This is a genomic window from Risungbinella massiliensis (assembly GCF_000942395.1).
GTDB classification, from domain to species: domain Bacteria; phylum Bacillota; class Bacilli; order Thermoactinomycetales; family Thermoactinomycetaceae; genus Risungbinella; species Risungbinella massiliensis.
On the sequence record NZ_LN812102.1, the window covers coordinates 1,342,461 to 1,354,361 of the forward strand.

Genomic DNA, 11,901 nt, shown 5'->3' on the forward strand with positions numbered 1-11,901 from the left:
TGAAAGTATTTTACAACTTTTCAGAATAATGTCAATGTCATTCTGGAGGATCAAGAAATTCATGAAGGAAAAAGCACCATACTAGGTCGGACTTGCGAGAGGGTAGAAACCCTCCCTCGTCCGACGCAGATTCATCTCCCACTTTCGCTTCGCTTAGAAGCGGGAGTATTCTCCGCTATAATAGATAAAAAAGAATAGCTCACTCTTAAAGAGTGAGCTATTCATAAGTAATGCTATATTAGAAAATCCTTATCCAACTTGCTTTGCAGATTTTGCTAGTTCTGCAAGATCTGCAAACGCTTTTGCGTCAGAGATAGCTAGTTCAGATAGCATTTTACGGTTGATATCAACACCAGCTACTTTCAAACCATGCATCATTTGGCTGTAAGAAAGACCATTGATACGTGCAGCTGCATTGATCCGAGTGATCCATAAACGACGATAGTTACGTTTTACCTGACGACGATCGCGGTATGCGAACATCAAGGATTTCATCACTTGTTGTTTTGCTGTTTTAAACAGACGATGTTTGGAACCAAAGTATCCACGTGCTAGTTTCAGGACTTTTTTACGACGACGGCGTGTAACCGTACCACCTTTTACTCTTGCCACAGTATTTCCCTCCTAATAAATCCGTTTTTTATTTGTAAGCAATCAATTGCTCGATGCGCTTTTGGTCACCAGCACTCATGATTGCACCTTTACGTAGTTTACGTTTTCTTTTTTGGCTCTTCGCTTCAAACAAATGGCTTGTGTATGCGTGGTTACGTTTGATTTTACCGGTTCCGGTTTTTTTAAAACGTTTTGCCACTGATTTTTTGGTCTTCATTTTAGGCATGAAGAGTTCCTCCTTCAGCTATGACTGTTTAGGTGTTAAGATCATGATCATTTGGCGACCTTCTAGTTTAGGAGAACGCTCCACATCGGAGATCTCTTTCACTTCTTGTGCCATCCGATCCAAAACTCTACGTCCGATCTCTTGGTGGGTAATCTCCCGCCCACGGAAACGGATCGACAATTTAACTTTATCGCCTTGATTGAGGAATTTTACTACATTACGTAACTTGGTTTGTACGTCGTTCTCCTCAATTGATGGGCTGAGTCGCACTTCTTTTATCTGAACGATCTTCTGATTCTTGCGGGCTTCTTTTTCCCGTTTGCTTTGTTCATAACGATATTTACCGTAGTCCATGATTTTACAAACTGGGGGTTTGGCCTGCGGAGCAATGTTAACCAGGTCGAGATTGGCCTCTTGTGCTTTACTCAGTGCTTCGCGGAGTGGTGTAATACCTAACTGTTCTCCGTCTTCCCCGATCAAACGAACTTCTCTTGCACGGATCGCTTCATTGATCAAGTGTTGTTCCTTGCTAATGACCTGCCACCTCCGAAAAATTTCTTGGAAAACAAAAAAGTGTGAGCCTCTTAGATGAGCGCCCACACTTATTCACTGTCCACTGTCATAAAGAATCAGTTTCAGATTAACCTAGCAACTGCTTCCTAAAAGCGTCACTTAGGTGAGAAGCGGGCGCTTCTTCTTGCAACATCAGTGATCATACCATATTATCTCAAAGTAAGTCAAGAATGGTTTCTCACCTTAACTCGGCAGCTCCTCCGCACTATCCAAATCATACTGTTCAAGTACAGATTCTTGAAGCTCCGCCAAATGTGCCCGACTAATCTGATTCACTAACAGGTAAAAACATAATGTACCAAACATCCAGAGAAGATCTACTAGATAGTAGAGTGGTTGGACCTGATAAATCTCCCCGATCTTGCTTGTAAAGTAAACAAGCCAACTATCCATATGAAAGAAAGCATAGATGCCCAGTACAACTCCCGACCATAAACTAGACCAGAAAACGATCAAAATCGGTGGTGCGGGAAGGCTACCCCAAAAACAGTTAGGACAAGCCGAATGCCCAGTCACTTTTTTGGCAATGAGTGCGTTGGAAACGTCTTTTAGCGCTTGAAATGGTTTGTACATCTGAATAATAGGAATCAAATGGTAGATATCAAGTTTACCACCCACAATTCTGGTAGGCAGTTTACTCCAAATACCAATATTAGCAGTGATCCTTTTTAACCAGTGTAAGTATATCCATAACATAGGAATAATCGAGATCCAGCGTACAAGATGAATAAAGTGATAAAATTCTACTCCTACCATATGTTTTGCAGGAGTGGTCTCCTCGGCATAATACCAAAATTGTATATCATATATCAGGGCACACACACAAAACATGAAATGAACTACTATGGAAATCTTAACGGAACGAATCACTCGCTCATTTTCTCGATAAACTAACCACATTCTCCTTCTACTTCCTTTCAAATTGCATTTGATTGGACGCTAGATAGGAGTGGTTTTGTCTCCACTGAGTGTGGGTGTTCTTTTGTCTACGAAGCTTATCAAGTATTATCTAGGAAAGACAATGGAAGATCTGTAGGGTTCCGATATGCGTTATAGATCCTATCAATCTATTTACTACGAATCGTTATGTGGATAAAGATGATGTATTGCTATAGATCGTTCTAATGAGATGTTAGAGAATAAGCATAGTTTTCTTTTGGCTAGAGGAAGTACTTCCTAATTTATTGGCAAAATAGCGTATGATAGTTATCTCTCTTGAACCACTTTCTATCATGCGTTGTATAAGGCCTTTTCGAGTTACGAAAGAAGCCCTCTCCCCATTAATTCGTTTTGTAAGGTGATGTTTCCTTTCGATCAAATAAGACAAAATAATGAAAACAAGGAGTACCAATATTAGATACCCCTCGTTCTTCATAAAGCAACTATTTATTTATCGACGTTCGATCATCTCTTGCTGGAACTTTTGTAGTGCATCTTGGATGGTGAGCACTTCTTGGTCTTTTTCATGACGCTTACGAATATTGACCGTACCAGACTCGATCTCTTTCTCCCCAAGTACAATCATGTAAGGAACTTTTTGAACTTCACCCTCACGAATCTTGTAGCCCAGTTTCTCATCACGGCTATCTACCGATGCCCGAATTCCCGCAGCTACAAACTGTTCTACTACTGATTGAGCCTGTTCATTGAACTTAGCAGAGACTGGAATAACTCGAACTTGTTCTGGAGACATCCACATTGGGAAATTGCCTCCATAATGCTCTACTAAGACCCCAACAAAACGATCAATAGAACCAAAAATTGCTCGGTGAATTACAACTGGACGATGAGGCTTATTATCTTCTCCTACATAAGAGAGGTCGAATTTCTCTGGCATTTGGAAGTCCAGTTGTACGGTCGCACATTGGTGACTCCGCTTGAGTGCATCGCGAATATGGAAATCAATTTTAGGACCATAGAATGCCCCATCTCCTTCATTTACACGATACTCAATCCCAGAACGATCTAACACATTTTTCAGTGCCGATTCTGCTTGGTCCCAGAGTTCATCCGAACCCATCGAATCTTCTGGACGGGTAGAGAGTTCAATGCTATATGGGAAACCGAATACTTTATACATCCGGTCAATCAAATCCAAAACCTGCTCTAATTCTTCCTCAATTTGGTCAGGGCGTACAAAGATGTGTGCATCATCTTGAGTGAAAGTACGCACACGGAACATACCATTAAGTGCTCCAGACAGTTCATGACGGTGTACCTGTCCAAATTCAGCTAAACGCATTGGGAGATCCCGATAAGAACGCAACTCATTCTTGAAAACTAACATATGCCCTGGACAGTTCATTGGTTTGACCGCAAATTTACTTTCATCTACATCGGTAAAATACATATTCTCCCGATAATGATCCCAATGACCAGATTGCTCCCATAGACGCTGGTTCATCATCAGTGGAGTACGAACCTCTTGGTAGCCAGCCTGTTCTTGCATATTGCGTGAGAACTGCTCCAATTCATTGCGCATAATCATCCCATTTGGTAGGTAAAAAGGCATCCCTGGCGCTTCTTCAGAGAACATGAAGAGTTTCAAGTCTTTCCCGATTCGACGATGATCACGTTTTTTCGCTTCTTCTAATAGATGTAAGTGCTCGTCTAGCTGTGATTTTTTTGGGAAAGAAGTGCCATAGATTCGTTGTAACATTTGATTGTCACTATTTCCACGCCAGTATGCACCAGCTACATGTTGCAATTTAAACGCCTTGATCTTACCAGTAGAAGGAAGATGTGGTCCACGACAGAGATCAAAAAACTCGCCTTGCTCATAGATGGTGATAACTGAATCTACAGGCAGGTCTCGAATCAGTTCTAACTTTAAATGATCATCTATTTCTTCAAAAATAGCGATTGCCTCATCACGACTTACGACTTTACGTACGATTGGGTGGTTTTCTTTGATAACCTTTGCCATCTCTGCTTCGATCTTTGGTAGATCTTCTGGAGTGAGGCGGACTGGTAGATCTACGTCATAGTAGAAACCATCCTCAATGACAGGACCAATCCCTAGCTTTACTCCAGGATAAAGACGTTTGAGTGCTTGAGCTAACACGTGTGCAGTACTATGACGATATACTTCTAAGCCTTCTTGATCATCTAGGGTCAAAATTTTCAGTTCTGCTTGATCTGGAACTTCGCGATGTAAATCTACTGCTTTGCCATCTACTACTCCAGCAACTGCCTTTTTTGCAAGTCCAGAACTGATCGAATTAGCCACATCTAGCACAGATACAGCTTGCTCATATTGACGTTTGGAACCGTCTGGTAATTGAATGGTGATAGACATATCATTTTCCTCCTGTTTTTAAACATAAAAAAACCCGCCCCAAAAAGGGACGAGCGTTTGCTGTCGTGGTTCCACCCTCATTTGACCAATCCAAACATGGATTAGCCCTTTGGGACAAGATAACGGTGTCAACCGATAGCAGTTAATAGTAAACGAGTACGTTCCCTGCTATAGCTCCGAGGTGGTAAATCTTCTATGAGTGGGTAAAAGGGCTCCCAGCCTGTGACCCTTTCTCTCTAAACCATCATCGGAAGATCCTGATCCTCATCAACGCAAAAATGGTAAGTTTTATGTATTATACGAAAACACTTCGATACTTGTCAACGCTACTTGCCATCCGTTTGAGAATCCAACGTAATCCCGCAGGAGCTGCATCCCCGACAAAGTAAGATTCTGCCCTCAAAGATTTGTAATAAAGTCTTGATCACATTCTCTTCTGGATGTTTACTGTGTAATACAACTTGTTCTGGGGCAACTGTAAGAAGGGTACTGACGATGAGATCCTCATGAGAATAATTTTGTTCTAGCACATCCTGTAAAGTACCTTCCATCTCCTTGATTTCCAAAGGAGAGCCATCATCTTTTAACAGCTCAAACTTTCGCTTTCCATTATGAATCAGATGAACAAGGGGAATCTTCGAAGTTTGGACGGAAACAAAATACTTTAGAAGTTGGATGAAATCTTTGTACTCTTTTTCTAATGTATATTCCTCCACAGCTTCTTTGATCTGCTTGGAAAGGTATTTACGATAGGTTTGCATACGAAATCTCATAAAACCGTCTAACGCAAGTAACTTACTGTCATAAAAATATCGAGCAATCTCTCGTGACAAGTAATCTTGTTGTCTAGACATCTGAAGAGCTGTTAGCTTTTTCTCTTTGGATAAAATGTTTTCTTTGCTAATCGTCTCTATTTGAGTAATTACATCTGGCTCCCGAAAAGCAGTCTCTTTGATGATGAGTTGACGGATCAGATACAGTAGCTGATCTTGGCAAATAAAACTGGCTAGTAACTCCCCCATCACCTGACGGATCTGCTTTTCTTGGCCTCTTCTTTTGAGACGACAAGTAACTAAATAAAAGAAGCGATCTCCAACCAGTCTCTCTCCTAACGAGCTCATCACCCCGATCGATTCCAGCTCTTCCAAGAGCAGTCGAAGATGCCCAAATAACTGGGTTGCTTGAAAAGATGGGTGTTGAGGAATGGAAATGGTGTAATCCATCTATTCCTCTCCTTTCTTTGTCCACAATCACTTCTCCTAGTATATGGGGGCAAAAAGTCCTGTATACGTAATTACAAAAAGAAGTAAAAAAGGACATAAGAAAGCTATCCTCATTTTATTTGATCAAAAGGGGAGTTTCTGGAAAATCTCCGACCAAAATCGGAGCTAATAATTCTGCTAACTTCTCTGGATAAATACGCTCATTTGTCATACGAAGTTCCTCTATGCTCCACCAGTGGTGTGAAAGATAACCTTCTTTTTCCTCTAACGTAAATCGGTCCATCTTCACTTTCGTTTCCTTTGTTCGGGCAACAAAGTAATATTCTACAAATCGGGTTGGCAAATCCCGAAATAAAACATCTACTTCTCGAATCCAGACTAGTGGTCCCCACTTCACGTCCGTGAATCCTGTTTCTTCCCAAAGTTCCCTTCGAGCCGCTTCTTCAAAAGTCTCTCCTCGCTCCAATCCTCCACCTGCTGTGAACCATACTGGTTCCCCAGGTAATGTGTCCTCTGTCTTTACTAATAGTTCCTTCATTTGTAACAACAATAACTGATCTAGTTCATTAATAAGTAATATGCGGGCTGATTTTCGGACGTTTCTCATCACCATCTCTCCTAACAAAAAAAGCAATGTATCTCGCACCATTGCCATACCTTTTATATTAACCCAGTGAAAATAAACGATTATAAAAAACAGGGAGAAGAAATCCATGCCCCTCCTCCCATACCAAATATTTCAAATTCTATTTGTTAGTTTAGTTTACAGCCATATTTTGACCAACTTGTAGATAGAGGATATATGCATAACCGACTAATGCCAATCCAATCGCAACACGCCCAATAACAACGTCTACGATACTACCACTTTTGATTTTGACTCCCATTTGTTTCAGTCCGATCTTTTGTTTGGATGGCCAAAACAGAGGAATTCCTTGTACCGTAAAAGCATCCATGATTAGATGTGAGACATATCCAGCTAAAATAGCATATGAAAAGGACGTTGATGCTAAATAACAGACGAAAGCCACATAAGTAATCCCGAGAAGAGAATGCGTGACGCTACGATGTGGCACATAGGCAACACAAGCCGCAAAAACACCAATCAAGGTTACCCAAGTGGGAAGCTGGTAAAAAGCAGCTAAAATGACGATCAAAACTCCCACAGCACAAAGTGCCAAGGAACGATGCTTACGATTTAATTTAGAGAAAAGAGCTTTGTTAATCAGACTACCGTCTTCATCAATATCTGGAATCATGGAAGCAATCCCTGCTACAATCACTGTACCAGTCATATTCCAAAAGTCGAGTTGTTCCCATGAGAAACCAGCAACCGCAACGCCAGTAGCAATTCCTACACGAAAATGAGTTTTCCCTTGCATAATGTACCTTTCTATTATAAGTATTTTGTCTTTTCATTATTTTAACATAGAAAAACCCTCTCTTCATTAATAGGCCAATTGCCTTAAATCAGAGTAGGGTTCATTTCATTTATATATATATTAGGCATGAACAATTTTCACAGCCAGTTCCCAGCCTTTTAATAACTGTCATGTTTACAGTTCACATCTTAAATGAGGGAACCTCTAGTTAGCTAAATGTTCGATTTGCAACATACCCTTGCTATCTTCTTAGTTTTGCATGATAAAATCACGATCAGACTTTTCTTGACTATCAAAGACTCGTAAGATTTGATAATGTGTGTTTCGCTGTGCCGGAATTTTTCCTGCCTCTCGGATGAGCTCCAAGGAGAGGTTGATGTTGACTTTGTGAGTCGTACCAGCTGCTGAAACAACATTTTCCTCCATCATCGTACTTCCAAAATCATTACAACCAAAATGAAGCGATTGTTTCCCTACTTCAGGTCCCATTGTTACCCATGAAGATTGGAAATTTGGAATGTTGTCTAGCATAATCCGGCTTACTGCCACTGCTTTTAGATAATCTTCGGCTCCGAGTTTTTCCCGTGGCATATTGGTATTGTCTGGTTGAAATGTCCAAACAATAAATGCTAAAAAGCCACCTGTTTGGTCTTGTGCTTCACGAACTCGTAAGAGGTGTAAAACCCTCTCTTCTAACGTTTCCCCAAAACCAATTACCATCGTTGCGGTAGTTGTCATGTCATGTCTGTGAGCAGACTGCATCACATCCATCCACTCTCGCCACGAACCTTTTAATCGACTGATTTTCCGGCGGGTCCGATCATCTAAGATCTCCGCACCACCACCTGGGATAGAATCGAGCCCTGCCTCTTTTAATTGGCGTATTACTTCTTCCAGTGGGAGTCCTGAAACCTCCATCATTTTCACAACTTCTGCTGGAGAAAAGGAATGCATATGAATCGTAGGGAAACGCTTTTTAATCTCTTTCAGTAGATTCGTATAGTACGAAAAAGGTAGATTTGGATTGGTACCACCTTGCATCAAAATCTCTGTACCACCTACATCCAAGGTCTCCTGTATCTTTTGAAAGATGGTTTCATCGGGTAGTACATAGCCTTCATTCGACCCTGGTTGTCGATAAAAGGCACAAAAGCGGCAGTATGTATCACATACGTTGGTGTAATTGATATTTCTGCCTACTACAAAAGTGGTGATTGGCTTCGGATGTTTGGCAAGCATCAATTGGTTGGCTACATGTCCCAACTTTTCTATTTCATTGCTCTCCCAAAGTGCTATTCCCTCTTCTAAGCCCAATCGTTCTCCTTGTAATGCTCGATCTAGAATTGCGTCTATTTTACTCATAAATCCACCTCCGCCCATGTTTAAGAGGATAAGAAACAAGCCAGCGATTGCGGCCTAAAATCTTCTTATTTCTTCCATGTAGACAGCTCTATTTTATCATAGTAGACCGAAATATTCTGTTCTGGGATGAAATTTGCTCTTATTGAATTGACAATGATTCTCACTCTTGATACGATCAGGGTAACGAAGTGAGATGGGGGACGGACATGTTTGCGTTAAATGATAAGGAGTTGCAGACGTTACCAGTAGGGTTAGCACCATTTCAAATACTAGAGGGAGAAGCTCCAAATACAGTTTTTTCCATGAAAGGAAAAGAGCTATTAACCTCAAACTTACATGAGTTTCTGAATATGATGGGGCCAGCGATCAACTCACCGCACTTAAAAGTAACAGGTTCTCTTTTTCTGAAACGATACGCCCTATATATGGCTTCACTTTATGTAATGTCTTCAGAAGATTGTGTTCTTCCGATTGATTTTGGTGATTTCCAGATGTCGATTCAAGGAACACAGTTCTTGTTTCATTTTCCATCACTAGTGATCAAGCCAAGAGTGGGAAATCGAAATGAATGGCGAATGCAAGTCCTACATCACATTTTTCGCGACCATCTCACACCTTTGATCCAAAACATCGTGGAACAAACCAAAGTATTCCCCCAAACACTTTGGTCCCATGTTTCCTTCTATATTGCTTACAGTTATGAAAAATGGATCCAAGAAACAACCGACATAGTAAAGAAAAACAGGCTACTAGACGATTATCAGACATTGCGTGAACTAAAAGCAGAACTATTTGGAATGAACGAGAATCCACTTTCACAACCAATTGAGCGGTTCGAACATTCTGCGTTACAGGGAGAAACAATCCCCATTCGATCGAAATGTTGCTTCAACTTCTGTCTGTCTAGTAGAAAAGCATGTTACACCTGTCCGAAATTATCGGATGAAGAACGTATTTCGCTTTATATAGAGGATACCTATAAATACAGGCGTTCTGATCAATAGAGTGCTGGTAGAAGAATAAATCATGTCGTCAAGAGGAGTAAAACGATGCAACTGCATACTGAAGGTTTAACCATTCGTTACGCGAACCACGATGTGGTTCATAACCTACATTTAGAGGTGCCAATTGGTAAAATTACCGCATTAGTAGGCTCAAATGGATCAGGTAAGTCTACTATTTTAAAAACAATAGCAAGGATCCTCACTCCACGAATGGGGACTGTCTATCTCGATGGTAAGTCGATTCATAACCTCCCATCCAAACAAGTAGCTCAACAGTTGGCTATCTTGCCCCAGACACCAGAAGCTCCCGAGGGGACGACAGTAGAACAATTAGTCGGCTTTGGGCGCTTTCCTTATCTCAAAGGGATCAGAGGACTCTCCTCTAAAGATCGAGAGATCATTAACTGGGCAATCGAACGGACTGGACTCGATTCCTTCCGGAACCAACCAATTGATGAGTTATCTGGTGGACAACGTCAACGTGCTTGGATTGCAATGGCATTGGCACAAGATACGGAGATTCTCTTGTTGGACGAGCCTACTACTTATCTCGATATGGCTCATCAACACGAAGTACTATTGCTTCTACAAAAACTAAATGAAGAACAAGAACGTACTATCGTCATGGTTGTTCATGATCTCAATCATGCCTCCCGATTTGCCCACCATATGATCTCGATTCATAATGGTGGCATCTATAGCCAGGGCTCTCCCGATGAAGTGATGACTACTGACATGTTGCGTAATGTTTTCCGAATAGATGCAGACATCATTCAAGATCCACGCTTAAAAGTGCCGTTGTGTATTCCATATGAAGTATTAAGCAATGAACAGGAAAAAACAAAAGTTGCAGTAGGATGAGAAAAGCCTAGATGGGCTCCGTGAGAGAGTCGCCTTCTAGGCTTTTTAGTTTAATAGCGAAGGTTTATATAAGGGGCAAGTTTTCTGGGCTCTGGACAAAAAAGCAGAGAAACGTGTGAGCATCAATGGTTAAGTTCTCATTATTTATCTTGAACATTCACAATAATGCTGCCAAAAAAGTCATCTTCAATATAAGCATCCAGTTTCCAAATTCCTTTAGAAGGCAAAACCAAATATCCATGAGACATAGAGTAGTCATATGGCGGTTTTATTACCTCTGGATTTGGAACACTAATAGAACTTTCAAAAGCTGTAACTGCTTTTCTTTCCTCTTTACTCGTTGCTATTATTTTGACGTGTTTATTGAATAATTGCTCCGTTTTTTCAGGTGTTACTCCCCAAAGATGAAATACTTGTTTATTATTTGTCCCTGCGATAACTGGAGCGTCAATAATAGCCAACTTACCGTTAACCCCACGTAAACTATAAGGTTCATTAGTTCCTCTAGGACCTAGTTTTGGGATTGTAAAGATAGGACTTAATTCCCGAGTTTCTTCTTTTGTATTAGTATTTGCAATCTCATTTTGAACAACCTACTATCATTAAAAGCACTGATAATAAGATAACCACATAACGCAATAATTCCCACCTCTACTTATTCTTAAGTTAAATAACATAGAGCTTAGAATTGCGTAAAGGAGATTAATAACATACTAAATAGTAGTAGTGTTGATTTACCAAAGATTAGGAGCTGATTTTTAGCCCTGAAATGCTTTTGTACCGCTACAAAGCGGAGACAGACCGTGGAAGGATCACGAGATCCAACTGTTTGAGGCATTAGCCGAGTTTTGGATCTCGCCTGGAACGGGCTGGCGGAGCGGCCTTTCTTGCTTCTTCGCAAGGTACAACCCGCATGGAAGGCAAAAATCATGCGCTGGGCAACTACTGTAAAATTTTAGCTAATCGACACTACTGACTAAATAAATACTATAGTATACATTATTCAAAATAGTTTGGCATTAGTTGTTACCCAGATTGAGATATGGTTGATATTTTCTCCATATATCAAAAGCCCCTTTCTTCAAATGAAGAAAGGGGCTTGCGCAATGTATGCCGAAGGTCGGACTTGAACCGACACGATAGTCACCTATCGCAGGATTTTAAGTCCTGTGCGTCTGCCTATTCCGCCACTCCGGCAAATATGGAGCGGAAGACGGGATTCGAACCCGCGACCCTCGCCTTGGCAAGGCGATGCTCTACCCCTGAGCCACTTCCGCAATTTGTGGTGGTTCGGGACGGAATCGAACCGCCGACACGAGGATTTTCAGTCCTCTGCTCTACCGACTGAGCTACCGAACCA

Annotated in this window: 12 protein-coding genes, 3 tRNA genes and 2 other annotated features; of the genes, 2 read left to right on the top strand and 13 right to left on the bottom strand. The window is 41.1% G+C overall.

Translation table 11 applies throughout. The features are described 5' to 3' along the window. Positions 1–249: 249 nt before the first annotated feature. The 9 genes from rplT to mqnC form a co-directional block, all read right to left on the bottom strand. Entirely contained in the window at positions 250–612 is a 363-nt protein-coding gene (gene rplT / locus VJ09_RS07000) for a 50S ribosomal protein L20 (protein ID WP_044640846.1), read from the bottom strand. Between the two features lie 28 nt (positions 613–640). After that, positions 641–838, bottom strand: a complete 198-nt coding sequence (rpmI, locus tag VJ09_RS07005) for a 50S ribosomal protein L35 (protein ID WP_044640847.1) — start codon at positions 836–838, stop codon at positions 641–643. Positions 839–856: 18 nt separating this feature from the next. Beyond that, entirely contained in the window at positions 857–1,354 is a 498-nt protein-coding gene (gene infC / locus VJ09_RS07010) for a translation initiation factor IF-3 (RefSeq protein ID WP_044640848.1), read from the bottom strand. A 45-nt stretch (positions 1,355–1,399) separates the two neighbouring features. Further along, positions 1,400–1,543 (bottom strand) — a sequence feature (ribosomal protein L20 leader region). 51 nt (positions 1,544–1,594) lie between these two features. Continuing rightward, on the bottom strand, positions 1,595–2,311 hold the full coding sequence (locus VJ09_RS07015) for a DUF4328 domain-containing protein (protein ID WP_044640849.1): 717 nt from the start codon (positions 2,309–2,311) through the stop codon (positions 1,595–1,597). Between the two features lie 490 nt (positions 2,312–2,801). After that, positions 2,802–4,709: a threonine--tRNA ligase gene (thrS, locus tag VJ09_RS07025; protein WP_044640851.1), complete on the bottom strand. Its 1,908-nt coding sequence runs from the start codon at positions 4,707–4,709 to the stop codon at positions 2,802–2,804. Between the two features lie 42 nt (positions 4,710–4,751). Beyond that, positions 4,752–4,989, bottom strand: a binding site (T-box leader). A 46-nt stretch (positions 4,990–5,035) separates the two neighbouring features. Next, positions 5,036–5,932, bottom strand: a complete 897-nt coding sequence (ytxC, locus tag VJ09_RS17530; protein WP_052807269.1) for a putative sporulation protein YtxC — start codon at positions 5,930–5,932, stop codon at positions 5,036–5,038. Positions 5,933–6,047: 115 nt separating this feature from the next. Next, complete coding sequence (locus VJ09_RS07035; RefSeq protein WP_052807354.1) at positions 6,048–6,539, bottom strand: NUDIX hydrolase; 492 nt, start codon at positions 6,537–6,539, stop codon at positions 6,048–6,050. A 151-nt stretch (positions 6,540–6,690) separates the two neighbouring features. Continuing rightward, positions 6,691–7,314 (bottom strand): metal-dependent hydrolase, encoded by a 624-nt coding sequence (locus VJ09_RS07040; protein WP_044640852.1) that lies wholly within the window; start codon positions 7,312–7,314, stop codon positions 6,691–6,693. Positions 7,315–7,563: 249 nt separating this feature from the next. After that, positions 7,564–8,676 carry a cyclic dehypoxanthinyl futalosine synthase gene (gene mqnC / locus VJ09_RS07045; protein WP_044640853.1) on the bottom strand — a complete coding sequence of 371 codons (1,113 nt, stop codon included), beginning with the start codon at positions 8,674–8,676 and terminating at the stop codon, positions 7,564–7,566. Between the two features lie 206 nt (positions 8,677–8,882). Here mqnC and VJ09_RS07050 point away from each other — a divergent pair, with 206 nt between their 5' ends. Together VJ09_RS07050 and VJ09_RS07055 are read left to right on the top strand one after the other, a co-directional pair. Then, the gene (locus VJ09_RS07050; protein ID WP_044640854.1) at positions 8,883–9,680 is read left to right on the top strand and encodes an IucA/IucC family C-terminal-domain containing protein; all 798 of its coding nucleotides are present in this window, start codon (positions 8,883–8,885) and stop codon (positions 9,678–9,680) included. Between the two features lie 45 nt (positions 9,681–9,725). Then, complete coding sequence (locus tag VJ09_RS07055; protein WP_044640855.1) at positions 9,726–10,541, top strand: ABC transporter ATP-binding protein; 816 nt, start codon at positions 9,726–9,728, stop codon at positions 10,539–10,541. Between the two features lie 140 nt (positions 10,542–10,681). Here VJ09_RS07055 and VJ09_RS07060 read toward each other — a convergent pair whose 3' ends face one another. The 4 genes from VJ09_RS07060 to VJ09_RS07075 form a co-directional block, all read right to left on the bottom strand. Then, positions 10,682–11,002 (bottom strand): hypothetical protein, encoded by a 321-nt coding sequence (locus VJ09_RS07060; protein ID WP_044640856.1) that lies wholly within the window; start codon positions 11,000–11,002, stop codon positions 10,682–10,684. Positions 11,003–11,652: 650 nt separating this feature from the next. Further along, positions 11,653–11,738: transfer RNA gene (locus VJ09_RS07065), tRNA-Leu, on the bottom strand. A 5-nt stretch (positions 11,739–11,743) separates the two neighbouring features. Continuing rightward, positions 11,744–11,818: transfer RNA gene (locus tag VJ09_RS07070), tRNA-Gly, on the bottom strand. A 6-nt stretch (positions 11,819–11,824) separates the two neighbouring features. Continuing rightward, a tRNA-Phe gene (locus VJ09_RS07075) sits at positions 11,825–11,900 on the bottom strand. Between the last annotated feature and the right edge of the window lies 1 nt (position 11,901).